We start from the raw sequence: 22,325 nt of genomic DNA, 5'->3' as shown, positions 1-22,325 counted from the left end.
CATCCGCCCGCACCAGGACGACGGAAGGCAGTCATGCCCCTCCCCCGCCCATCCGACGACAGCCGATCGCCCGACACCCGGGTGCGTGACCTGCTGGACCGCAGCACCGCCCCACTGGAACCGACATCCGCCGAACAGACCCGTATGGCGGCGGCCCGCCGCACCCTGGCCGGCCTCGACGGCTCCCGGCACGTCTACGGCGTCACCCACGGCTTTGGACCGCTGGTGGACCATCCCGCCGACCCGGACCCGGCGCGTCAGGGGACCGGCCTCATCTCCCACCTGGCCACCGGGCAGGGGGATCCGCTGCCGCCCGAGGTGACCCGCACCATGGTCTGGCTACGGCTGCGCGGCATGGCCCTGGGGCACTCTGCCGTCGCGCCGGAGACATGGCGGCGCCTCGCCGACCTGGTGAACGCGGGCTTCGTCCCCGTGGTGCCGAGCGAGGGCAGCCTGAGTGCGAGCGGCGACCTGGTGCCCCTGGCCCACGCCGCACTGGCGTTCGCCGCGGACGGCGCGGGTCAGGCATGGTGCCAGGGCCCCGCGGACGAGTGGCGGCGTGAGGACGCGTCCGCCGTACTGGCCGCCCTGGACCTGCCGCCCGTCGAATGGGAGGCCCGGTCGGCACTCGCCTTCGTCAACGGCAGCAGCGCCTGCCTGGCCCGCGCCCTGCACACCCACCGGGAACTCGGCGCGCTCGCCCGGGCCGCCGCGGTGGTCACCGGCCGCACGGCCGCCCTGCTCGGCGCCTCGGGCGAACCCTATGAGGACGCTCTCCAGCGGGTGCGCAACCAGCCCGGGCAGCGCACGGCCGCCGCGTGGATCCGGGCCGAACGCACCGCCTCCGGCGCCGGGACCGGCACGGCACCCGGCCCGGACCGGCCGCTCCAGGAGCGCTATTCGCTGCGGTGCGCCCCGCAGGTCCTGGGGGCCGTCCTGGACCAACTGGACCTCCAGGGCTCGGTCCTGACCGACGAGGCCGAGGGGTGCAGCGACAACCCCGTGCTCGTCGACGGCACCCTGCTGCACGGCGGCAACTTCCACGCCGCGCCCGTCGCGTTCGTCTCCGAGACGCACGCCGGCGGTGTCCACCAGGTGGCCCATCTGCTGGAGCGGCAGCTCGCCCTGGTGCTGGACCCGGCCGCCAACGGCGGTCTGCCGCCGCTGCTGACGCCACGGCCCGGCGCCGGGAGCGGCTTCGCCGGAGTGCAGATCGCCGCGAGTTCCCATCTGAGCCGGCTGCGTCAATTGGGCCATCCGGCTTCCATGACGGCCGTACCGACCAATCTGCACAACCAGGACCAGGTGCCGCTCGCCCTCAACAGCGCCAACGCCGTCGCTCAGATGACCGAGAGGGCCTGGTGGATCCTCGGCTCGCTGCTCCTCGCGGTCAACCAGCTCGCCCACCTGACGGGGCAACAGGACCGGGAGGAGGGACGGCTGTGGCGGGAGCTGCGGGAGGAGTTCCCGCCCCTGGACCGGGACCGTCCGCTCGCCGAGGAGATCACCCGGGCGGCCGGGCGGGCCCGGGCCCGATTCCTGCCGCTCGCCGTCACCGACCCCGACCCGGGCCCCGACGCCACCCACGCGGACGCCCCTCGCGCCGCGGCGGTGTGACGCCCACATCCACGGAGGAGAACCATGACCGCCACGCGCCTGTTGTTGCCGGCCCGTGCCCTGCAGCAGCCCGAATGGGCCTCGCTCGACGAACTCAAGGACGTCCTGCTCTCCCTGGAGGCCAAGCCACCCTTGGTGGACGCCACCGCCTGCGCCGACCTCACCGCCGAACTCGGGCGGGCCGCCCACGGCGAGGCCTTCGTGCTGCAGGCCGGAGAGTGCGCCGAGCGGTTCGCCGACGCCAACCCCGAGACAGTCCTCGCCAAGACGGACGAACTGCACCGGCTGGCCGACGAGTTCACCGACGCCAGCGGTCTTCCCGCCGTCCGGATGGGGAGGATCGCCGGGCAGTACGCCAAGCCGCGCTCCAGCCCGACCGAGACCCTGCCCGACGGCACCGTGCTGCCCGTCTACCGCGGGGACGCCGTCAACGCCCCCGAGCCCACCCCGGCGGCGCGCACCGCGCTGCCGTCCCGGCTGCTGCTGGCCCACCGCAACGCCGGTACGACCCTGAGCACGCTGCTCGAACGGGACATGGGCCTGGCCGGGCGGACGGCGTCCCAGCGCACGTACGCGGGACACGAGGCGCTGCTCCTGGAGTACGAGCAGGCCCTGGTGCGCCCCGACGCGGACGGGAGCCGCTACGGCTCCTCCGGCCACTTCCTGTGGATCGGCGACCGGACCCGTCAGCCCGACCACCAGCACGTGCAGTTCGCGGCGTCGGTCAGCAACCCGGTCGGCGTCAAGATCGGCCCCAAGGCCTCGCTCGAGGACGTCCGCACGCTGGTGCGCATGCTCGGCGATCCGCGCCGACCCGGCAGGCTCTCCCTGATCGTGCGCATGGGCCGGGACCACATCGGCCCGAAGCTGACCGCCCTGCTGGGGGCGCTCGGTGACGAGGCCGCCGGCGTGGCCTGGATCTGCGACCCGATGCACGGCAACACCCGGGTCAACGGCGCCGGACAGAAGAGCCGTGTGGTCGGCGACGTCGTCGCGGAGATCGAGGGCTTCGTGTCGGCCCTGCACGCGCACGGCCTGCGTCCGGCCGGTCTGATGCTGGAGACGGCCCACGGCCCTGTCACCGAATGCGTCGACACGGCCGCGGAGCTGGCCTCGACCACGCCCCTGCCCCGCTACGAGTCGGCCTGCGACCCGCGGCTGAGCCCGCACCAGGCCGGCGAGGTGATGGCCCGTACGGCGGAACTGCTGTGAGGCGGCGCGCCACCGCGCCCGCACGCGCGCCGCCGGGGCGCTCGGCGGCATCCGAATCCGAGAGAAGAACCAGACCCAAGAAGGGGAACAGCAGATGGAGTTCCGCCGGCTCGGCCAGAGCGGCCTCGTGATCAGCGAGATCGCCTACGGCAACTGGATCACCCACGGTGCCCAGATCGACGAGGAGGCGGCGCACGCCTGCGTGCGCGCCGCGCTCGACGCGGGCATCACCACGTTCGACACGGCCGACGTGTATTCCGAGACCCGCGCCGAGACCGTGCTCGGCAAGGCGCTCGCCGGTCAGCGGCGCGAGGGCCTCGTGCTCGCCACCAAGGTGTGCCACCCGGTGGGGCCCGGCCCCAACGACCGCGGTCTGTCCCGCAAGCACGTCGTCGAGGGCTGCGAGGGCTCGCTGCGGCGGCTCGGCACCGACTACGTCGACCTCTACTACGCGCACCGCTACGACCCGGCGGTTCCGCTCGAGGAGACCATGCTGGCCTTCGCGGACCTGGTCCGCTCCGGCAAGGTCCTCTACATCGGCGTGAGCGAGTGGACCGCCGAGCAGATCAGCCGCGCCGCCGGCCTCGCCAGGGAGCTGCGCGTCCCGCTGGTGGCCAGCCAGCCGCAGTACTCCATGCTGTGGCGGGTCATCGAGTCGCAGGTCGTGCCCGCCTGCGAGCGGGAGGGACTCGGCCAGGTCGTCTGGTCGCCGCTGGCCCAGGGCATCCTGAGCGGCAAGTACCTGCCCGGCGCCGCGGCACCGGCGGGGTCCCGGGCGAGCGCCGAGGCCGGCAAGGGCTTCGTCGACATGCTGGTCGGCCACTGGATGAACGACGAGGGGGCGCTGCGGGCCGTGCAGGAGCTGGGGCCGGTCGCCTCGGACCTCGGACTGACGATGAGCCAGCTCGCGGTCGCCTGGGTCCTCCAGAACCCCTCCGTCTCCGCGGCCATCATCGGCGCGAGCCGTCCCGAGCAGGTCAAGGAGAACGCCGCGGCCTCCGGCGTGCGCCTGGAACCGGCTGTGCTGGACCGTATCGACGAGATCCTCTCGGCGTACATCGTGCGGGACCCGGCGAGGACGGGCTGACCTGCCGCGGGGCCGGTCGCGGGAACGAGCGGGACACACGGACGGGGGCCGACAGCGTGGGGAGAGGAGCATGAACGGCGTGGACGACACGGACGTCGCGGGCGGCGCACGGGAGGTGGACCGTCCCGGATCCTCCGGAAGAGCGGTGATCGTGACCGGCGGCAGCCGGGGGCTCGGGCGGGAGACCACGCTCCGGCTCGCCGCGCAGGGATGCGATCTCGCCGTGTGCGGCCGCGACGCCGCCTCGCTGGAGGCGGTGGCCGAGGAGGTGCGCGCCCGGCACGGTCGCACCCTCCACACGGAGTGTCTTGACGTGCTCGACGAGTCCGCCCTCGCGGCGTTCGTACGGGAGTCGGCCGCCCGGCTCGGCCGGGTGGACGGCCTCGTGACCGTCGCGGGCGGGGCGCGCGGCGCGGATCTGCGCGACACGGAGGCGTCCGACTGGGACCTGACGTGCCGGCTCAACGTCACCCATCCGGCGATCGCCCTGCGCGAGGCGGCCGACCATCTGGCCGGGACCGGGGGCAGTGCCGTGCTGGTCTCCTCCGTCTCCGGCTGGAAGCCCGCCCCGCCCGCCCAGTACGCGGCGGCGAAGGCCGCGCAGATCCACATGGCCTCCTCCCTCGCCCGTGAGCTGGGGCCGCGAGGGGTCCGGGTCAACTGCGTGTCGCCCGGCTCGATGCTGATCGAGGGCAAGGGCTGGGCCAGGCTCCGGGACGAGGACCCGCGGGCCTACCGCGCGTTCGAGAAGGAGTTCCCCGGTGGCGGGCTGGTCGATCCGCGGGATGTCGCCGAGGTGATCGCCTTCCTGCTCTCGGACCGGGCCCGGGGCGTCAACGGCGCGAACATCCCGGTGGACGGCGGCCAGAACGCGCCGAGCGCCTACGGCTACTGAGCCGGTCCCGGCCGGGAACAGGGCGATGTTCCCGGCCGGGACGCCCTGGCTCAGCCGTCCAGGCCCTCGTGCCCCACATGGGAAACACCCTGCACATTCAGCTGGTCCTGCACATCGTCGAGCAGTTCCCGCAGCAACTCGGAGAGCGCCTCGCGCCGCTCCGGGCCCAGGCGTTCCAGGAGCTGTGCCTCGCGGGCGAGCACCCGGTCCACGGTGCGCTCCACCAACTCGTGTCCCGCCGGGGTCAGTTCGACCAGGACGGCGCGGCTTCGGCCGGGGGCGGGTCGGCGGGTGACCAGGTCGTCGCGCTCGGCGCGCGCGACCCGCTGTGAGATGGCACCCGCGGTGACCAGGGAGTGCACGGCAAGATCCCGGGTGCTCATGGTGTAGGGCTTCCCGCTGCGGCGCAGCACACTGAGCAGGTCGAGGGTGGCCGGGTCGACCCCCGCCTCGGCGAGCACCCGCCGGCGGTCGTCGCCGAAGTGCTTGGCGAGCTGCCAGATCCTCGTGACCACGCCGATGGAACCCACCGGAGTCTGGGGCCGCTCACGGCTCCAGGCAGCCGCGATGGCGTCCGCCGGGTCTTCTCCCGCCGGCCGGCGATCGCTTTCCTCTGATGCCCTCATGAGCTCACCCTCCACACTGACCTGCTACATTTAGATCTGAATTTAGCACTAAACATGCGCGCTCCGGCGCACCGTCGAAACCGAGTGGTGATATGCGCACAGAGACACGGAAAGCGAGTCCGAAGGCCGGGGCAGAGGCCGGGGCCGCCACCGCGACCGGCCCTCCCCGAGCCACCGGGCGGGACTGGGCGGGACTCACCGTGGTCCTGCTCGCGATGTTCATGAGCCAGATCGACATGTTCATCGTGAACGTCGCGGCTCCGGGGATCCAGGCGGACCTGAACGCCGGGTTCGGCCAGCTCCAGTTCGTCATCGACGGTTACGTGATCGCCTACGCAGCGGGCATGGTAACCGGCGGCCGGCTCGGCGACCGGATCGGCCGCAAGCGCACCTTCCAGTACGGGGTGGCCACCTTCACCCTGACCTCCCTGCTGTGCGCGCTCGCGCCCAGCCCGGGCACGCTGATCGCGGCCCGGGTCCTCCAGGGCCTGTCGGCCGCCGTGATGACACCGCAGGTGCTCTCCCTCATCCGGGCCGTCTTCGTGCACGAGCGCGACCGGGCCCGAGCGGTCGGCGCCTACGGTGCCTCCATCGGCGCGGGCGTCATCGCCGGTCTCGTCGGCGGCGGCCTGCTGCTCGACCTCGACGTGGCCGGTCTGGGCTGGCGCATGATCTTCCTGATCAACGTGCCGATCGGGGCGGCGATCCTGTGCGCGGCCGTGCCCGCCGTCACCGAGAGCCGCAGCGCCGATCTGCCGCGCCTCGACATCATCGGCGCCGTGTTCACCGCCGTGCTGCTGCCGCTCGTGCTCATCCCGCTGATCCTCGGCGGTGAGCACGGCTGGCCCTGGTGGACGTACGGCTGCTTCGCTCTCAGCGCGGCCGGCGCGGTGGCCTTCCTGCGCTGGGAGCGCCGGACGGAGGACCGGGGCAACGACCCGCTGCTGCCGAGCCGGCTGCTGCGGGCCAAGGGCTTCCCGCTGAGCATGGGCACCGTACTGCTGTTCTTCTCCGGCAACGCCGGGCTGTTCCTGGTCCTCACGTACCACCTCCAGTCGGGCCTCCGGCTGACGCCGCTGGCCGCGAGCATGGTCTTCGTGCCGCTCGGCCTCGGCTTCATCGTCGCCTCGGCGGCCTGCCGCAGGCTCGCCGCCCGGTTCGGCATCGGGGTGTCGGTGGCGGGCGGCCTCGTCATGGCGGTCTCGCTCGCGGCCGTGCCCGCCGTCACCGGCCTGGACGGCACCAGCCAGGCGATCGGGCTCGCCGCGGTGATGGGGGTCTCCGGATTCGGGCAGGGCCTGGTCGTCGCGCCCCTGGTGGACACCGTCCTCTCCCGGGTCCACCCGGACGACGCCGGCGCCGGATCGGGTGTGCTGAACACCGTCACCCAGGCGGGCATGGCCTTCGGTGTAGCGGTCATCGGGGCCCTGTACCGCGGCTTCCTGGGGACCAATCCACAAGCGCCGGGTCCGGACACCGGCCTGGCCGACTTCGCGGAGGCATTCGACCTCACCGCGTACGTCCTCGCGGCACTCGCCGTCGGCACCGCGCTGCTCGCCGTACGGATGGGCCGCGTCCCCGCCGGCGCTCAAGCCGCGGCGGGTGACCGTGCCGAAGAAGGCGTCCAGGGCTCGGCCGGCCGATCCGCCGTACGCCCCGACGGGGACACCGGCACCGACACGGACCGCTGACCTCCGTCCGCGGCAGGCGGCCGGCGTCCACCCGTCCCGCTCTTTCGGCCGGACCGGCCGAAAGAGCGGGACGGGTGCTGGTGCGCGACGGCCCCGGTAGTGACCGCGCGTCAGGCGTCGCCGTACGCCTCCCCACCCGGTTCGAACACGGCCGTCCCGGCGGTCGTGTCGGCGAGCCAGGCCCGGAAGGCGTCCACATCGGCGTCCGGGAGGGCGAGTTCGATCGTGACCGCCTCGCCGTAGCGCACGTCCCGTACCTCGCGGCCGGTCGTGCGCAGGTCGTTCTCCAGCTTGCCCGCCCGTTGGTGGTCGACGGTGACGGTGGCCAGGCGGAACCTGCGGCGGGTGCGCGAGCCGAGGGTGTCCAGGGCCTCGCCGACCGCTCCTCCGTACGCCCGGATGAGACCGCCGGCGCCGAGCTTGACCCCGCCGAAGTAGCGGGTGACGACGGCGACGACGTACCGCATGTCGCGGCGCAGCAGCATCTGGAGCATGGGGACGCCCGCGGTGCCGCCGGGTTCGCCGTCGTCGCTCGCCTTCTGGACCGAGGCGTCGGCGCCGATGACGTAGGCCCAGCAGTTGTGGTTGGCCGCGGCGTGCTCCTTGCGGACCGCGGCGATGAACTCCTGGGCCTCCTGCTCGGTGGCCGCCGGGGCGAGGGCGCACAGGAAGCGGGAGCGGTTGACCTCGGTCTCGTGCACGCCGGCGCGGGCGACCGTGCGGTATTCGTCCTGCATCCGGCCAGCCTATGCGGGCGCCCGGGAGCGGCCCGGGCCGGTCCGCCGCTACTTCTCCTTCCGGCCCCGGGGCACGATCACGGAGGTGAGCAGCGCGGTGCCGGGGGTGAGGGACCGCCAGGTCGTGCCGCGCCAGGACAGGACGGCGATCGCCGAGGTGGGGAACTTCGTGCGGACCCGCTCCAGGGTGTCGTCGAGCCCGTCGGCGGCGAGCGCCACGACCAGTTCCTCCAGGCCGGGGTTGTGCCCGATCAGCAGCAGCGTCTCGACCTCGGCGGGCACCTCCTGAGCGACGGCCAGCAGGCCGGAGGGACCGGCGGCGTACAGCCTCCGGTCGTGGCGGACCGGCGGGGGCGTGCCCCACTGGCCTGCGGCCAGATCCCAGGTGCGGCGCGCGCGTACGGCCGTGGAGCACAGCGCGAGGTCCGGCAGGCAGTCGGCCTCGGCCAGCGCGCGTCCGGCCGCGGGGGCGTCCCGGCGGCCGCGCGGGGCGAGGGGGCGTTCGTGGTCGGCGACGTCCACGGGCCAGGCGGACTTTGCGTGCCGCAGGACGACCAGACGGCGCAGTGGGCCGGCTCCGGCGCGCTCGATCATGACGGGGATCCCAGGTCGCGGGTGAGGTCGAGGCCGAGGAGCCGGTCGGCGTACGCGTACGTCTCGAAGCGCGCGCCGTCGGGCAGCTCCGGCTCGGTCTCGACATCGTGCAGGATGTCCAGTACCCGGGGCAGGTCCAGGTCATCCTCCCAGGCGTCGCGCAACCGCCGGCGCACCTCGTCGGGGACGGGCCGCGAGGGCAGCCGGGCCCAACGGGCGACCGCGCCGCGCCACCGCGCGAGGGTGACCCGGGCCTCGTCGAGCGCGGCCGCCTCCAGCCGGGCGGGGGCGCTGTGGTGCCGGGCGAGCAGGGAGAGGCGCAGGACACCGGGGTCGGTGCCGGTGTCGGTGCCGTCCGGCGTGCCCGGGTTCTCGGGATGCGCGGGGGCACCATCGATACGCGCGGGGGCGACATCGATCCGCACTCCGTCGGTCGCCGACCCGCCCTCGACGGCCACATGGATGACCTGGGCCTCCCCCAGCCCGGCACTCACGTCGGGGCTGTCCTCGAAGGGCCGGATGCCGAGCGCCGCGGCGCTCGCGCGCAGCTCCGCCTGTTGTCGCCCCCCGGTCAGCAGTGCCCACACCGGTGTGCCGCCGAGCTCCAGGGTCCGCACGAGCAGGTCGGCGACGAGCAGTACCCGCAGGCTCGTCGTGTCGAAGCCGGGCGCGTGCACCTCGACACGGGTCAGGCCCCGGCGGGCCGGGGCGGCGTCTACCGGCTCGCCGCTACGGGCGTCGATGATGCGCAGCACGAGGCGAGCGTAGGCGGGTGGGCGGGCACACGCAGGCAGGTTCGGCGTTTTCAGGCCACCGTGGCGGGAAGCACCCCACCAATGGCGTGCCCGGCACCAGGGCCGGCAGGCCTCAGGCCAGCGTGCCCAGGAAGCGCACGTGGGGCCGCTGTTCGGGTCCTTCGCGGCTGACCGCGGCCCGCACCCCGTACACCTCCGCGATGAGCTCTTCGGTGAGGACGTCACCGGGAGCACCGCCCGCCACGACCGTCCCCCCGCGCAGGACGACGACCCGGTCGCAGTACATCGCCGCGAGGTTGAGGTCGTGCAGCGCGACGACGGTGGTGACCGGCAGGCCCGTGACCAGGGCGAGCAGGTCCAGCTGGTGGTGGATGTCGAGGTGGTTGGTGGGCTCGTCCAGGAGGAGTTCCCGGGGTTCCTGCGCGAGTGCGCGGGCGATCTGCACCCGCTGGCGTTCGCCGCCCGAGAGGGTGTGCCAGGGCTGGCCGGCACGGGCGGCCAGGCCGGTGCGCTCCAGGGCGGCGCGAATCGCCCGCTCGTCGTCCGCCGGGGCGGGTACCCAGGCGCGTCGGTGCGGGACACGACCCAGCCGTACGACGTCCAGAACCGTCAACTCGACCTGCGTGTCGGCCTGTTGCTCGACCATGGCGAGGCGGCGGGCGACGGTACGGCGGGGCAGGTCGCCCAGCGGGGTGCCGTCGAGGGTGACGACTCCGGCGGTCGGCGTGAGCAGCCCGGCCAGCAGCCGCAGCAGCGTGGACTTGCCGGAGCCGTTGGGGCCGAGGACGCCGACGGTGGAGCCGGGTTCGGGCGCGAGGACGACGCCGTCGAGGATGAGGCGCCCGTCGGTACGGCGGCTGACCCGGTCGGCCCGGAGCCCGGCCCGCACCGGCGTTTCCGTCTCACTGGCCTGTGTCCCGGTCACCGCACCCTCCGTGTCCGGTAGAGCACCGCCACGAACGCCGGCACCCCGATCAGCGATGTCACGACCCCCACCGGCACCTCCTGCGGATCCAGGACCGTACGGGCCAGGGTGTCGACCCAGACCAGGAACACCGCACCGGCGAGGGCGGTGATCGGCAGCAGCCGGGCGTGCCCGGGGCCGGCAAGCGCCCGGGCGGCGTGCGGCAGGACCAGCCCGACGAAGCCGATCGCCCCGGCGGAGCTGACCAGCGCGGCCGTGAGCAGGGCGGTCACGCACAGCAGTACCAGGCGGGTGCGGGCCACGGACACCCCGAGCGCGGCCGCCGCGTCCTGCCCGAAGGCGAAGGCATCGAGGGTACGGGCGTACGACAGGCACACCACCAGCGCCACGGCCAGGACGGCGAAGCACAGCCACACGTCGGTCCAGCCGGCCCCGCCGAGCGAGCCCAGGAGCCAGAACAGCACGCCCCGGGTCGTCTCGGCGTCGGCGGCGGTCAGCACGACGAAGGAGGTGAGCGCGGAGAAGAGCTGCATGGCGGCGACGCCCGCGAGGACGACCCGGTCGGTGGTGTCGCCGAGGGTGTGACTGAGCAGCAGGACCAGCGCGAAGGAGACCAGGGCGCCGAGGAACGCGCCCGCGGACACCGAGACGGCACCGCCGCCCACGCCCAGCACGACGATGACGACCGCGCCGGTGGAGGCGCCCGAGGACACCCCGAGCACGAACGGATCGGCGAGCGGATTGCGCAGCAGCGACTGCATCACCGCCCCGCACACGGCGAGTCCCGCCCCGCACACGGCCGCGAGCAGGGTGCGCGGCAGCCGCAGCTGCCAGACGATCCCGTCCCGGATCGGCGTCAGGTCGGAGCTGCCGAGCCCCAGGTGGGACGCGACGACGGACCACACGTCCCCGACCCTGATATCGGCCGGTCCGATGGTGATCGCCAGGGCCACGGAGACCACCAGCAGCAAGGCGCCCCCGAAGGCGAGCGCCGGTCCGCGTACGGTCACTTCACGAGCCCGAACTCACGCAGTCCGGCCGCGACCTTCTCCACGCCCTCGACGGTGCGGATGGTCGGGTTCATGGCCTGCCCGCTGAGCAGCACGTACCGCTTGTGCTTGACGGCGTCCATGTTCTTGGTGACCGGGTTGGACTCCAGGAAGGCGATCTTCCGCTTCGCCGACTCGGCGGTCTCCGAGTCGCGGGTCAGATCGCCGATGACGAGGACGTCGGGGTTGCGGTCGGCGACGGTCTCCCAGTTGACCTGCGGCCATTCCTCGTGGGTGTCGTCGAAGACGTTCTTCGCGCCGAGGGCGCGGGTCATGATGCCGGGCGCTCCGCAGCAGCCGGCCAGGTAGGGCGACTCGGAGTTGGCGAACCAGTACAGAAGGGAGACGTCGGAGGCGTCGACGCCCCGCGTGGCCTTCTTCATCCGCTGCTGGAGGGAGGCCACGAGCTTGTCGCCGCGATCCTTCACTCCGAACACGGTCGCGAGGTCCCGCACCTCGCCGTAGACGGCGTCGATGCCCAGCGCCTTGTCGCGCTTGCCGTCGCCGCCGCCCGAGTTGTCCTTGCCGGCGCAGTCGGACGGGGAGACGTACGTGGGCACGCCGAGCTTCTCGAACTGGTCGCGGGTGGCGACCCCGCCCTTGCCGAGGGTGGAGACGAAGGACGCGGCGACGAAATCGGGGTCGGAGTCCAGGACCCGTTCGAAGGAGGGGTTGTTCTCGGCGATGCGCGGCACCTTCGCGTTGGCCTTCTCCAGCCCCTTCATCACGGGGTCGGTCCAGGTGGCCGTGCCGGCTATTCGGTCGGCGAGACCGAGGGAGAGCAGGATCTCGGTGGTGCCCTGGTTGAGGGAGACGGCGTGCCGGGGCGCCTTGTCGACCCGGACCTTCCGGCCGCAGTTGTCGAGGGTGGCGGACGCCTTGACCGTGGGGGTCTTCGAGCCTCCGCAGCCGGTCATGATCAGGGAGCAGGCCGCGAGCAGGACGGCGGCACGGGCGGGTCGGGCGAGGGGCAAGGAAACCAGTCCTCAGACGTCGAGGGCCCGATCGCGGAGCCCGGTCGTACGGTGCTCCCCCACCGCCGGCCGGCCGCGGGGGCCGCCAGCAGGTCTTCGGACTCGGGTTCACCCGGTGCGGGGCGCCTTCCCGTACGGCATCCAGCCGTACAGTGGCCGCGGCCCCGCCCGTCCCCCTCACCGCTGCGCGTCAGTTCCGGATTCGCACCGGATTCCCTGACCCACGTACATGGGTTCGACTGGCCTCGGCAAGCTATCACGGTGGGCGTCGGGGAATCACCGCGCACTCTGCGTCGTTGCCCGGACAGCAGCTCTTCCGCGACTCCCGAGGAGGCCGCCGGTGTACGGCGACGACGCAACGCTCCGCAGGATCCTCACCGAGCTCGGCGACACCTGGGCCGTGGTGGGCCTGTCGTCGAACCGGCAGCGCGCGGCGTACGGCGTCGCCGCCGTGCTCCAGCGGTACGGCAAGCGCGTCGTGCCCGTGCACCCCAAGGCGGAGACCGTGCACGGCGAGCAGGGGTACGCGAGCCTGGCGGACATCCCCTTCGACGTGGACGTCGTGGACGTGTTCGTGAACAGCGACCTCGCCGGAGCGGTCGCGGACGAGGCGGTCGCCAAGGGCGCGGGGGCGGTGTGGTTCCAGCTCGGCGTCGTCGACGAGGCGGCGTACGACCGCACCCGGGCCGCGGGCCTGGAGATGGTGATGGACCGCTGCCCGGCGATCGAGATCCCGCGGGTGGGGTGACGGTCACAGCCGACGCGCCCGCTCCATAATGAGCGCATGACCCCCGCCTCCCCGCCCGCGGACTCAGGTTCCCCCCGACGTTTCCCGGTCGTCGTCGTGGGCGCGGGTCCCGCCGGGCTGACGATCGGCAACATCCTGCGGGCCGCCTCCGTGGACTGCCTGGTGCTGGAGACCGAGACCCGGGAGTTCGTCGAACAGCGGCCCAGGGCCGGGATCATCGAGGAGTGGGCCGTACGGGGCCTGGAGAAGCGGGGCCTCGCCCGGAACCTGCTGGACCGCGCCGAGCTGCACAGCGCGTGCGAGTTCCGCTTCGACGGGGAGCGGTACCGGTTCCACTACGGCGAGATGACGGGCAGTCATCACTTCGTCTACCCGCAGCCGCTGCTGGTGACGGACCTGGTGCGCGAGTACGCCGACGTGCGCGGCGGGGAGATCAGCTTCGGGGTCCGGGACGTCGAGGTGCACGACATCGACACCGACCGGCCGTCCGTGTCGTACACCTGCCCGCAGACGAGTGAACAGCGGGTCGTGCACTGCGACTTCGTGGCCGGCTGCGACGGGGCGCGCGGAGTGACGCGGGCCTCGCTGCCGCCGGAGCGGGTCCGGGTCGCGCGGCACGACTACGGCGTCGGCTGGCTGGCGCTGCTCGCCGAGGCCCCGCCGTCGGCCGACTGCGTGCTGTTCGGCTGTCACGAGAACGGCTTCGCGGGCCAGATGCCCCGCAGCCCGGAGGTGACCCGCTACTACCTCCAGTGCCCGCCGGGCGACGACCCGGAGAACTGGCCGCACGAACGGGTCTGGGCGGAGCTCCAACAGCGCCTCGGGGCGGCCGGTGTGCCGCCGCTCGTCGAGGGGCGGCTGATCGAGAAGCGCGTGCTGGACATGCACGACTACGTGGTCGAGCCGATGGTGCACGGCCGGCTCCACCTCGCGGGCGACGCGGCGCATCTGGTCGCCCCCATCGCGGCCAAGGGCATGAACCTCGCCCTGCACGACGCCTTCCTGCTCGGCGACGCCCTGGTGGCCCGCCTGACCACGGGTGACGACAGCGGTCTGGCCGGCTATGCGGAGGCGTGCCTGCGGCGCGTGTGGGACTACCAGGAGTTCTCGCAGTGGCTGTCCGAGGTGTACCACGGCACGGCGGCGGGCGACCCGTTCCGCGCGGGCACCACGCTCGCCCGGCTGCGCCGTCTGTTCACCTCGCCCGCGGCGGCCGCGGCCTTCGCCGAGCAGTACCTGGGGACGGCCGCGCGGTACTGACTCAGTCGTGCGGGGGGCGGTCGCTGAGACGGTGGTCGGCCACGTTCAGCGCCTCGTCCACGAGCCGGCGCAGATGGCCGTCGCGGAGTGAGTAGATCACGCGGCGGCCCTCTTTGCGTGTGTCCACCAGGCCCGCGAGACGCAGCCGCGCCAGGTGCTGACTGACGGCGGGCCGGGCCGCCCCGCACGCCTCCGTCAAGGTCGTGACATCGGCCTCTCCCCCGGTCAGTGCGTGCAGCAGGGCGAGCCTGGTCCGGTCCCCCAGGAGCGCGAGGAGTTCGGCGGCGAGCGCGAACTGTTCCTCGCCGGGGCTGCGCGGGTGCGCATCGTGCGCAGGTGACAGGTGCATGCGTGCGCTCATACGCACATAATGGCCCTGTGGGCGTGTGCACGTCCACTCCCGCACACCGGAAGGGGACCCACGTGAGCGACCGGCACGAGCACTCCCACCCTCACCACCACCGGCACGGCCTGCGCCACCGGCTGTCCCATCTCCTCACCCCCCACTCCCACGAGACGGCCGACAAGGTCGACTCCGCCCTGGAGTCCTCGGCCCGCGGGATGCGGGCGCTCTGGGTCTCCCTCGCGGTGCTCGGTGTGACGGCCCTGGCCCAGGCGTTCGTGGTGGCCGTCTCCGGCTCGGTGGCACTGCTCGGGGACACCGTGCACAACACCGCCGACGCGCTGACCGCCGTGCCGCTCGGGATCGCCTTCGTGCTGGGCCGGCGCGCGGCCACCCGCCGCTTCACCTACGGCTACGGGCGGGCCGAGGACCTGGCGGGCCTCGTGATCGTGCTGACGATCGCCGCGTCCGCGGCCTTCGCGGGGTGGACCGCGATCGACCGCCTCCTCGACCCGCGCCCGGTCCAGCACGTCCCGGCGGTCGCCGTGGCGGCCCTCGTCGGATTCGCGGGCAACGAGTGGGTGGCCCGCTACCGCATCCGGGTCGGCCGCGCGATCGGCTCGGCCGCGCTGGTCGCCGACGGACTGCACGCCCGCACCGACGGCTTCACCTCCCTGGCCGTGCTGCTGGGCGCCGGCGGCTCGGCCCTGGGCTGGCAACTGGCCGACCCGATCGTGGGGTTGGCGATCACGGCGGCGATCGCGCTGGTGCTGCGGGACGCGGCGCGGGAGGTGTTCCGGCGGGTGATGGACGCGGTCGACCCGGCCCTGGTGGACCAGGCCGAACGGGCCCTGACCGAGGTCCCCGGAGTGCGCGGGGTGGGCGAACTGCGGCTGCGCTGGATCGGGCACCGGCTGCGCGCCGAGGTCGCGGTCGTGGTGGACGGCACCGTGACGGTACGCGAGGCGCACCGGATCGCCGTCGACGCCGAACACGCGCTGCTGCACGCCGTGCCCCGCCTCACCGCCGCCCTGGTCCACGCCGACCCGGAACCGGCCCCCGGCGAGGCCGACCCGCATCTGGCCCTGGCCCACCACACGGTGGCGTAGGTCAGGAGACTCCCAGCCCCTCCAGCACCACGGCTCCCGGCAGTTCCGCGAACGCCTTGCCCGGGACCAGAAGCTTGCCGCGCCGCCGGCCGCTGCCGACCAGCACGTACGGCAGGTCGACGACGGCCGCGTCCACCAGCACGGGCCAGCCGTCCGGCAGTCCGAGCGGGGTGATGCCGCCGTACTCCATGCCGGTCTCGCCGGTCGCCGTGTCCATGCTGGCGAACGAGGCCTTGCGGGCGCCGAGCCGGCGGCGCACGACGCCGTTCACGTCGACCCGGGTCGTGGACAGCACGACGCACGCGGCGAGCGTGGTCTCGCCGGCGCGCTTGCCCGTCACCACCACGCAGTTCGCGGACCGCTCCAGCAGGTCCCGTCCGTAGTGCTCCACGAAGACGGCGGTGTCGGCCCGCTCCGGGTCGGTGTCGACGTAGAGGATCTGGTCGGCGGGGACGCTGCCCGGCCAGTGGCGTACGGCGTCGGCGACCGGGCCGGTGAGTTCGTCGAGGCAGGCGGGGGCGGGACGGGCGTCGTCGAAGTGTCCGATGGGTGCGCGCATGACCGCACGCTAACAACAGCGGACCGCCTCCGACCTGGCGTCTCAGGACACGGGCGGCACCGAGACGGCCATCGTCATCTGCATCGGCACCTCGCCGGTGTTGCCGTACGTGTGCGGGACGTTGGCCTCGAAGTGGACGCTCGCGCCCGCGGGGACGCGATGCTCGACACCGTCGACGGTGAGCGTCAGCTCCCCCGCCGTGATGTGCAGCAGTTCGGTCGTGCCGGCGGGGTGCGGGTCCGAGGGGCTGCTCTCGCCGGGCATGAGCCGCCAGTCCCACATCTCCAGCGGGCCGGGCGCCTCGGTGCCCGCGAGCAGCCGGTTGTAGCTGCCGGCCTCGGTGTGCCACAGCCGCACGGTCTGCTCGGCGGGGACGATGTGGACGTTCGGGCCCTTCTCGTAGTCGAGCAGGGTGGTGATGGAGATGCCGAGCGCGTCGCCGATCTTGACGACGGTGCCGAGGCTGGGGTTGGTGCGGGCCTGCTCGATCTGGATGAGCATGCCGCGACTGACGCCTGCCCGGGCGGCGAGCACGTCCAGGGTGAAGCCGCGCACCGCGCGCCAGTGCTTGACGCTGCGCGCCAGGGACTGGGTCAGCAGCTCGAGGTCCGACACGTTCCGTCCAATATTGTGTATGACACAGTGCAGCAGAGTGCACTATGGTGTGGTTGACCTGATCGTTCAATGAACTGTACTGCGAGGCCTCCATCCCATGACAGCGCTCTTCGCCCTGGCCACCAGCCTGCTGTGGGGGCTGGCCGACTTCGGCGGCGGACTGCTGACCCGGCGCACGCCCGCGCTGACGGTGGTCGTGGTCTCGCAGTCGATCGCCGTGGTCGTGCTCGGTGCGGTCGTGGTGGCGACCGGCGGCTGGAGCGAGGCGGGGCCGCAGCTGTGGTTCGCCGTGGCGGCCGGACTCGTCGGGCCGGTGGCGATGCTCGCCTTCTACAAGGCGCTCGCACTGGGCCCGATGGGCGTGGTCTCACCGCTGGGTTCGATCGGCGTGGCCGTGCCGGTCGGCGTCGGCCTGGTGCTGGGCGAGCGCCCCGGCCTGCTGCAGCTCGTCGGCATCCTGGTCGCCGTCGCCGGTGTCTGTCTCGCCGGCGGCCCCCAGTTCCGCGGCGCCCCCGTACAGCGGCAGGCCATCGCCCTGACCCTCCTCGCGGCGTTCGGCTTCGGCGCGGTGATGGCCCTGATCGCCGAGGCGTCGACCACGCTCACCGGGCTCTTCCTCGCGCTGTTCGTGCAGCGGGTGACGAACGTGACCGCCGGAGGACTCGCACTGCTGGTGTCCGTGCGGCGCGGATCGCCGGCCCTCCCGGCGGACGGCTTCCCCTGGCGCTCCCTGCCCGCGCTCGCCTTCGTCGGCCTCGCGGACGTCGCCGCGAACGGCACCTACTCGATCGCCGCACAGCACGGCCCGGTCACCGTCGCCGCCGTGCTGGCCTCCCTCTACCCGGTGGTGACCGCCGTGGCCGCGCGGGGTCTCCTGCGCGAACGCCTGCGGGCGGTCCAGGCCGCGGGCGCGGGCCTGGCTCTGGTGGGGACGGTCCTCCTGGCATCGGGCTGAGGTCAGGACCCCGGCTCCAGCTCGGCGAGACCGGCCGCCGCCTCCTCGTCCAGCTCGGCCAGCCGGGCCGCCGTCTCCTCGTCCAGGCCCGACAGCGCGCGCAACTGCTCGGGCGTGACGCCCTCCGGTATCGGCACCGGCGGCGGGGTGCGCAGCGGCGGCTGCCAGCCGTCGGCGGGGGTCCAGCGCCGTACGACACGGGCCGGCGCGCCCGCCACCACGGCGTGGTCGGGCACCGCGCCCCGGACGACCGCGCCCGCGGCCACCACCACGTTCCGCCCGATCCGGGCGCCCGGCAGGATCACCGCGCCCGTGCCGATCCAGCAGCCGGGCCCGATCTCCACCGGCTCCATCCGCGGCCACTGCTTGCCGATGGGCTCGTGCGGATCGTCGTAGGAGTGGTTCGTGGACGTGACGTAGACGTACGGACCGAAGTAGCAGTCGCTGCCGATGGTGACCGTCGTGTCCGCGATGACATGGCTGCCGCGGCCCAGGACGACACCGTCGCCGAGGCGCAGGATCGGGTCGGGGCCGAGATCGAGGTCGGGCATCAGGCCCGCCGTGAGGGTGACCTGCTCGCCGATGATGCAGTGGGCGCCGAGATGGATCCAGGGTTCGCCGAAGACCGTGCCGAGCGGGAAGGCGAGCCTGGTACCGGTTCCCATCGCGCCGAAGCGGTAGCGCCCGGGGTGCTCGGCCGTGACGGAGCCCGTGCGCTGCACCCAGGCCCAGCCCGCGTGGACGGCGCGCTGCACTAGACCCCGCCGCCAGGATGAGAACGTGTTCTTGCGCTTCGGCACGAGGTCACCGTACTCAGCGGTAGCTCACCCCGTGGCGTCGAAGGCCTGTGATCTTCGCCCCACCGGGTGTCGTACGGTTTGCGCGTTGTCTACGACGTTTCTGGAGGCGGACATGGCGCAGCGGGCGATGATCACGGGGATCGGCGGCAGGGAGCCGCGGGTCGATCCGGAGGCGTTCGTGGCGCCGACGGCTTCGGTGATCGGGGGCGTGACGCTGGGTGCGGGGGCGAGTGTCTGGTACGGGGCCGTGCTGCGGGGTGACGTCGAGTCGATCTCCGTCGGCGGCAGCAGCAACGTCCAGGACAACTGCACGCTCCACGCCGACCCGGGGTTTCCCGTGACGGTGGGTGAGCGGGTGTCCATCGGGCACAACGCCGTGGTGCACGGGGCGACCGTCGAGGACGACTGTCTGATCGGCATGGGGGCGACCGTGCTGAACGGGGCCGTGATCGGGGCCGGGTCTCTTGTCGCCGCGCAGGCCCTGGTGCCGCAGGGGATGGTCGTCCCGCCCGGGTCACTGGTGGCGGGGGTTCCCGCGAAGATCCGGCGGGAGCTGACCGAGGAAGAGCGTCAGGGGGTCACCCTCAACGGCACGATGTATGCCGAGTTGGCGAAGGCGCACCGCGAGGTGCACGCGTAGGCGAAGGAAGGGCTTGCTACTCCGCAGCGGCCGCTACGGGCTGGGCCTTCTTCGCCTTGCGCTTGATCACCAGCATGGACGTCAGGCCCACCAGGACCGCCGCCACCAGGCCCAGCCACGAGAAGCGCTTCAGCCAGGACTCGGCGACGATGCCGACGTAGTAGATGACCGCCGTCGTGCCGCCGGCCCAGACGATGCCGCCGAGGACGTTGGCGATGAGGAACTTCCAGTACGGCATCCGGAGCACACCGGCCAGAGGGCCCGCGAAGATGCGCAGGAGGGCGACGAAGCGGCCGAAGAAGACCGCCCACACGCCCCACTTCTCGAAGGAGCGCTCGGCGGTGGCGATATGGCCCTCGCTGAAGTGCTTGGGGAACTTCGCGCCCAGCCAGGCCAGCAGGGGTCGCCCGCCCTTGCGGCCGATGGCGTAGCCGATGGAGTCGCCGATGATCGCGCCGGCCGTGGCGCAGGCTCCGAGGACGACGGGGTCGATGTCGCCGTGCTGGGAGGCGAGCAGCGCGGAGGAGACCAGGATGATCTCGCCCGGGAGCGGGATGCCCAGGCTTTCCAGGCCGATGACCACTCCCACCAGTGCGTAGACGGCGACTGCGGGTACGGTTTCGAGCCACTCCTGGACGTGCAACGCGGGTTCCTTTCCCTGAGCTTCCCTGCGGGCTCCCTGAGCTTCCCTGCGGGCACGGGAAGCCTACCGGGTTGCAGGACGTGCTCCGCGGCTCAGGCGTTCCACGTCCACTCGGCGACTTCGGGCAGGTCGGTGCCGTGCTCGCGGATCCAGGCGTGGTGGCGGGTGCGGGCGTCGGCCATCCGCTGGCGTACGGCCGTGGCGCGCACCGCGAGGCCCGGAACACGGTCGATGACGTCCATCACCAGGCGGTAGCGGTCGAGGTCGTTGCGGACGACCATGTCGAAGGGCGTGGTCGTGGTGCCGGACTCCTTGTAGCCGCGTACGTGCAGGTGCTGGTGCCCGGCCCGGCGGTAGGCGAGACGGTGGATCAGCCACGGATAGCCGTGGTAGGCGAAGATCACCGGCTTGTCGGTGGTGAAGAGACCGTCGTACTCGAAGTCGTTCATGCCGTGCGGGTGTTCCTCCTGGGGCAGCAGCCGGGCCAGGTCCACGACGTTGACGACGCGGACCGCCAGGTCGGGCAGGTGCCGGCGGAGCAGGTGCGCGGCGGCCAGGACCTCCTGGGTGGGGACGTCACCCGCGCACGCCAGCACCACGTCGGGTTCCCGGAGGCCGTCCTCGGTGCCCGCCCACTTCCAGATACCGGCGCCGCGGGCGCAGTGGGCCCGGGCCTCGTCCATCGACAGCCAGTCGAAGCAGGGCTGCTTGCCCGCCACGACGACGTTGACGTAGTCGCGGCTGCGCAGGGCGTGGTCCGCCACCGACAGCAGGGTGTTGGCGTCCGGCGGGAGGTAGACCCGGACGACCTCGGGGCTCTTGTTGAGGACGTGGTCGACGAAGCCGGGGTCCTGGTGGGAGAAGCCGTTGTGGTCCTGCCGCCACACGTGCGAGGTCAGCAGGTAGTTGAGGGAGGCGATGGGGGCGCGCCACGGCAGTCGGCGGGAGGTGCGCAGCCACTTGATGTGCTGGTTGACCATCGAGTCGACGATGTGCACGAACGCCTCGTAGCAGGAGAACAGCCCGTGCCGGCCGGTGAGGAGATAGCCCTCCAGCCAGCCCTGGCAGAGGTGTTCGGAGAGGATTTCCATCACCCGGCCGTGCCGGTCCAGGTGCTCGTCGACGGGCAGCGTCCCGGCCTGCCAGGCTTTGCCGCTGGCCTCGAAGACGGCCTGGAGCCGGTTGGAGGCGGTCTCGTCCGGGCCGACCAGGCGGAAGTCGCGGCGGTCGGCGGTGTCCCGCATGACCCGGGCGAGGAGGTCGCCCAGGACCCGGGTGGGCTCGTGCGTGGTCGTGCCCGGTTTGTCGACCGGGACGGCGAAGTCGTCCAGGGGCGGGACCGGCAGGTCGCGAAGCAGCAGTCCGCCGTTTGCGTGCGGGGTGGCGCCGAGCCGCCTGGTGCCCTCGGGGACGCAGTCGAGGACGTCCGCGACCGGGCGGCCCTGGGCGTCGAACAGTTCCTCGGGCCGGTACGAGCGCAGCCAGGCCTCCAGCTGCCGCAGGTGTTCCGGGTTGTCGCGGACGCCGGACAGCGGCACCTGGTGGGAGCGCCAGGTCCCTTCGACCGGCTCGCCGTCCACCACCGCCGGTCCGGTCCAGCCCTTCGGGGTGCGCAGCACGATCACCGGCCAGTGCGGGCGTTCGGTCACGCCCTCCTCGCGGGCGGCGTGCTGTGCCTCGGCGATGCGGTCGAGGGCGGTGTCCATGGCGTGGGCCATCGCGCGGTGGACGGCGGCCGGGTCGTCGCCGCTGACATGGATGGGCTCGTGGCCGTAGCCGCGCAGGAGCGCGTCGAGTTCCGTCTCCGGGATGCGGGCCGGCACGGTCGGGTTGGCGATCTTGTAGCCGTTGAGGTGGAGGATCGGCAGGACGGCACCGTCGTGGACGGGGTCGAGGAACTTGTTGGCGTGCCAGGACCCGGCCAGCGGGCCGGTCTCCGCCTCGCCGTCGCCGATCACGCAGGCGACCAGCAGGCCCGGGTTGTCGAGGGCGGCGCCGTAGGCGTGGGCGAGGGAGTAGCCGAGTTCGCCGCCCTCGTGGATCGAGCCGGGGACCTCCGGGGCGACGTGGCTGGGCACCCCGCCGGGGAACGAGAACTGCCTCATCAGCAGCTCCATGCCCGGCGCGTCCCGCGTCGCGTCCGGGTACTTCTCGCTGTAGCTGCCCTCCAGCCAGGAGTTGGCCAGCACCGAGGGCCCGCCGTGGCCCGGGCCCCAGACGCACAGGGCGTCGAGACCGCGGTTCCTGATCACGCGGTTGAGGTGGGTGTGGACCAGGTTGAGCCCGGGTGAGGTGCCCCAGTGCCCCAGCAGCCGCGGCTTGATGTGCTCGGGCCTGAGCGGCTCGGTCAGCAGGGGATTCGCCAGCAGATAGATCTGACCTGCCGCCAGGTAGTTGGCGGCCCGCCAGTGTGCGTCCAGCCTGCGCAGTTCCTCGTCGGTCGGTGCGGTCCTGCTGTCCTGGCGCGGGGCCTCGGGCATGAGTGACTCCC

General features: G+C 72.9%; 23 protein-coding genes and 1 riboswitch. Of the genes, 10 read left to right on the top strand and 13 right to left on the bottom strand.

Annotated features, from left to right (window positions below):
- Positions 1-33: 33 nt before the first annotated feature.
- The 4 genes from ACZ58V_RS18310 (at position 34) to ACZ58V_RS18295 (ending at position 4,811) form a co-directional block, all read left to right on the top strand.
- Positions 34-1,617 carry an aromatic amino acid lyase gene (locus ACZ58V_RS18310; RefSeq protein ID WP_471290805.1) on the top strand — a complete coding sequence of 528 codons (1,584 nt, stop codon included), beginning with the start codon at positions 34-36 and terminating at the stop codon, positions 1,615-1,617.
- Positions 1,618-1,641: 24 nt separating this feature from the next.
- Complete coding sequence (locus ACZ58V_RS18305; RefSeq protein ID WP_471290803.1) at positions 1,642-2,829, top strand: 3-deoxy-7-phosphoheptulonate synthase; 1,188 nt, start codon at positions 1,642-1,644, stop codon at positions 2,827-2,829.
- Between the two features lie 94 nt (positions 2,830-2,923).
- Entirely contained in the window at positions 2,924-3,916 is a 993-nt protein-coding gene (locus ACZ58V_RS18300) for an aldo/keto reductase family protein (RefSeq protein WP_189724484.1), read from the top strand.
- 70 nt (positions 3,917-3,986) lie between these two features.
- Positions 3,987-4,811 carry an SDR family NAD(P)-dependent oxidoreductase gene (locus tag ACZ58V_RS18295; protein WP_471290801.1) on the top strand — a complete coding sequence of 275 codons (825 nt, stop codon included), beginning with the start codon at positions 3,987-3,989 and terminating at the stop codon, positions 4,809-4,811.
- A 50-nt stretch (positions 4,812-4,861) separates the two neighbouring features.
- Here the strand turns inward: ACZ58V_RS18295 and ACZ58V_RS18290 are convergent, their stop codons facing one another.
- On the bottom strand, positions 4,862-5,437 hold the full coding sequence (locus ACZ58V_RS18290) for a MarR family winged helix-turn-helix transcriptional regulator (RefSeq protein WP_468188451.1): 576 nt from the start codon (positions 5,435-5,437) through the stop codon (positions 4,862-4,864).
- A gap of 92 nt (positions 5,438-5,529) precedes the next feature.
- Between ACZ58V_RS18290 and ACZ58V_RS18285 the strand changes: the two genes are divergently transcribed.
- Positions 5,530-7,128, top strand: a complete 1,599-nt coding sequence (locus ACZ58V_RS18285) for an MFS transporter (RefSeq protein WP_468188449.1) — start codon at positions 5,530-5,532, stop codon at positions 7,126-7,128.
- Positions 7,129-7,238: 110 nt separating this feature from the next.
- On the opposite strand, the gene ACZ58V_RS18280 is transcribed toward ACZ58V_RS18285, so the two are convergent.
- The 6 genes from ACZ58V_RS18280 to ACZ58V_RS18255 form a co-directional block, all read right to left on the bottom strand.
- Positions 7,239-7,865, bottom strand: coding sequence for a YigZ family protein (locus ACZ58V_RS18280; RefSeq protein ID WP_471290798.1), 627 nt, complete (start codon positions 7,863-7,865; stop codon positions 7,239-7,241).
- A gap of 48 nt (positions 7,866-7,913) precedes the next feature.
- Complete coding sequence (locus ACZ58V_RS18275; RefSeq protein ID WP_468188445.1) at positions 7,914-8,459, bottom strand: SixA phosphatase family protein; 546 nt, start codon at positions 8,457-8,459, stop codon at positions 7,914-7,916.
- Positions 8,456-9,214 carry a hypothetical protein gene (locus ACZ58V_RS18270; protein WP_471290796.1) on the bottom strand — a complete coding sequence of 253 codons (759 nt, stop codon included), beginning with the start codon at positions 9,212-9,214 and terminating at the stop codon, positions 8,456-8,458. Before ACZ58V_RS18270 ends, ACZ58V_RS18275 begins: the two co-directional genes overlap by 4 nt.
- Before the next feature lie 112 nt (positions 9,215-9,326).
- Positions 9,327-10,139 (bottom strand): ABC transporter ATP-binding protein, encoded by an 813-nt coding sequence (locus ACZ58V_RS18265; RefSeq protein ID WP_471290794.1) that lies wholly within the window; start codon positions 10,137-10,139, stop codon positions 9,327-9,329.
- A complete protein-coding gene (locus tag ACZ58V_RS18260) occupies positions 10,136-11,149 on the bottom strand; it encodes a FecCD family ABC transporter permease (RefSeq protein ID WP_468188439.1) in 1,014 nt (337 codons plus the stop codon). Before ACZ58V_RS18260 ends, ACZ58V_RS18265 begins: the two co-directional genes overlap by 4 nt.
- Entirely contained in the window at positions 11,146-12,105 is a 960-nt protein-coding gene (locus ACZ58V_RS18255; protein WP_471291705.1) for an ABC transporter substrate-binding protein, read from the bottom strand. The genes ACZ58V_RS18260 and ACZ58V_RS18255 overlap by 4 nt, the downstream gene beginning before the upstream one ends.
- Before the next feature lie 127 nt (positions 12,106-12,232).
- A riboswitch (cobalamin riboswitch) is annotated at positions 12,233-12,421 on the bottom strand.
- A gap of 81 nt (positions 12,422-12,502) precedes the next feature.
- Between ACZ58V_RS18255 and ACZ58V_RS18250 the strand changes: the two genes are divergently transcribed.
- Together ACZ58V_RS18250 and ACZ58V_RS18245 are read left to right on the top strand one after the other, a co-directional pair.
- Entirely contained in the window at positions 12,503-12,910 is a 408-nt protein-coding gene (locus ACZ58V_RS18250; protein ID WP_468188437.1) for a CoA-binding protein, read from the top strand.
- A 36-nt stretch (positions 12,911-12,946) separates the two neighbouring features.
- Positions 12,947-14,170, top strand: a complete 1,224-nt coding sequence (locus tag ACZ58V_RS18245; protein ID WP_471290792.1) for a 4-hydroxybenzoate 3-monooxygenase — start codon at positions 12,947-12,949, stop codon at positions 14,168-14,170.
- 1 nt (position 14,171) lies between these two features.
- On the opposite strand, the gene ACZ58V_RS18240 is transcribed toward ACZ58V_RS18245, so the two are convergent.
- Entirely contained in the window at positions 14,172-14,531 is a 360-nt protein-coding gene (locus tag ACZ58V_RS18240) for an ArsR/SmtB family transcription factor (protein WP_468188433.1), read from the bottom strand.
- Positions 14,532-14,593: 62 nt separating this feature from the next.
- Between ACZ58V_RS18240 and ACZ58V_RS18235 the strand changes: the two genes are divergently transcribed.
- Positions 14,594-15,622, top strand: a complete 1,029-nt coding sequence (locus tag ACZ58V_RS18235; RefSeq protein ID WP_468188431.1) for a cation diffusion facilitator family transporter — start codon at positions 14,594-14,596, stop codon at positions 15,620-15,622.
- Between the two features lies 1 nt (position 15,623).
- Here ACZ58V_RS18235 and ACZ58V_RS18230 read toward each other — a convergent pair whose 3' ends face one another.
- Entirely contained in the window at positions 15,624-16,181 is a 558-nt protein-coding gene (locus ACZ58V_RS18230) for a YbaK/EbsC family protein (RefSeq protein ID WP_471290790.1), read from the bottom strand.
- Positions 16,182-16,223: 42 nt separating this feature from the next.
- Complete coding sequence (locus tag ACZ58V_RS18225) at positions 16,224-16,796, bottom strand: XRE family transcriptional regulator (protein WP_468188427.1); 573 nt, start codon at positions 16,794-16,796, stop codon at positions 16,224-16,226.
- Positions 16,797-16,893: 97 nt separating this feature from the next.
- Here ACZ58V_RS18225 and ACZ58V_RS18220 point away from each other — a divergent pair, with 97 nt between their 5' ends.
- Positions 16,894-17,751, top strand: coding sequence for a DMT family transporter (locus ACZ58V_RS18220; protein ID WP_359894924.1), 858 nt, complete (start codon positions 16,894-16,896; stop codon positions 17,749-17,751).
- Positions 17,752-17,753: 2 nt separating this feature from the next.
- Here the strand turns inward: ACZ58V_RS18220 and ACZ58V_RS18215 are convergent, their stop codons facing one another.
- Positions 17,754-18,551 carry an acyltransferase gene (locus tag ACZ58V_RS18215; RefSeq protein ID WP_471290788.1) on the bottom strand — a complete coding sequence of 266 codons (798 nt, stop codon included), beginning with the start codon at positions 18,549-18,551 and terminating at the stop codon, positions 17,754-17,756.
- A gap of 112 nt (positions 18,552-18,663) precedes the next feature.
- Between ACZ58V_RS18215 and ACZ58V_RS18210 the strand changes: the two genes are divergently transcribed.
- Complete coding sequence (locus tag ACZ58V_RS18210) at positions 18,664-19,191, top strand: gamma carbonic anhydrase family protein (RefSeq protein ID WP_471291703.1); 528 nt, start codon at positions 18,664-18,666, stop codon at positions 19,189-19,191.
- Positions 19,192-19,207: 16 nt separating this feature from the next.
- On the opposite strand, the gene ACZ58V_RS18205 is transcribed toward ACZ58V_RS18210, so the two are convergent.
- Both ACZ58V_RS18205 and ACZ58V_RS18200 read right to left on the bottom strand, forming a co-directional pair.
- Positions 19,208-19,834 (bottom strand): DedA family protein, encoded by a 627-nt coding sequence (locus ACZ58V_RS18205; protein WP_468188423.1) that lies wholly within the window; start codon positions 19,832-19,834, stop codon positions 19,208-19,210.
- A gap of 92 nt (positions 19,835-19,926) precedes the next feature.
- A complete protein-coding gene (locus ACZ58V_RS18200) occupies positions 19,927-22,314 on the bottom strand; it encodes a phosphoketolase family protein (protein WP_471290786.1) in 2,388 nt (795 codons plus the stop codon).
- Positions 22,315-22,325 lie beyond the last annotated feature (11 nt).

Source organism: Streptomyces sp. NPDC040589, from assembly GCF_055594445.1.
This window is presented reverse-complemented; position numbering and strand designations above follow the sequence as displayed.

Coding starts and splice junctions, on each gene's coding strand:
- ACZ58V_RS18310 (WP_471290805.1), top strand. CDS start 34: ATGCCCCTCCCCCGCCCATCCGACGACAGCCGATCGCCCGACACCCGG.
- ACZ58V_RS18305 (WP_471290803.1), top strand. CDS start 1,642: ATGACCGCCACGCGCCTGTTGTTGCCGGCCCGTGCCCTGCAGCAGCCC.
- ACZ58V_RS18300 (WP_189724484.1), top strand. CDS start 2,924: ATGGAGTTCCGCCGGCTCGGCCAGAGCGGCCTCGTGATCAGCGAGATC.
- ACZ58V_RS18295 (WP_471290801.1), top strand. CDS start 3,987: ATGAACGGCGTGGACGACACGGACGTCGCGGGCGGCGCACGGGAGGTG.
- ACZ58V_RS18290 (WP_468188451.1), bottom strand. CDS start 5,437: ATGAGGGCATCAGAGGAAAGCGATCGCCGGCCGGCGGGAGAAGACCCG.
- ACZ58V_RS18285 (WP_468188449.1), top strand. CDS start 5,530: ATGCGCACAGAGACACGGAAAGCGAGTCCGAAGGCCGGGGCAGAGGCC.
- ACZ58V_RS18280 (WP_471290798.1), bottom strand. CDS start 7,865: ATGCAGGACGAATACCGCACGGTCGCCCGCGCCGGCGTGCACGAGACC.
- ACZ58V_RS18275 (WP_468188445.1), bottom strand. CDS start 8,459: ATGATCGAGCGCGCCGGAGCCGGCCCACTGCGCCGTCTGGTCGTCCTG.
- ACZ58V_RS18255 (WP_471291705.1), bottom strand. CDS start 12,105: ATGACCGGCTGCGGAGGCTCGAAGACCCCCACGGTCAAGGCGTCCGCC.
- ACZ58V_RS18245 (WP_471290792.1), top strand. CDS start 12,947: ATGACCCCCGCCTCCCCGCCCGCGGACTCAGGTTCCCCCCGACGTTTC.
- ACZ58V_RS18240 (WP_468188433.1), bottom strand. CDS start 14,531: ATGAGCGCACGCATGCACCTGTCACCTGCGCACGATGCGCACCCGCGC.
- ACZ58V_RS18230 (WP_471290790.1), bottom strand. CDS start 16,181: ATGCGCGCACCCATCGGACACTTCGACGACGCCCGTCCCGCCCCCGCC.
- ACZ58V_RS18220 (WP_359894924.1), top strand. CDS start 16,894: ATGACAGCGCTCTTCGCCCTGGCCACCAGCCTGCTGTGGGGGCTGGCC.
- ACZ58V_RS18210 (WP_471291703.1), top strand. CDS start 18,664: ATGGCGCAGCGGGCGATGATCACGGGGATCGGCGGCAGGGAGCCGCGG.
- ACZ58V_RS18200 (WP_471290786.1), bottom strand. CDS start 22,314: ATGCCCGAGGCCCCGCGCCAGGACAGCAGGACCGCACCGACCGACGAG.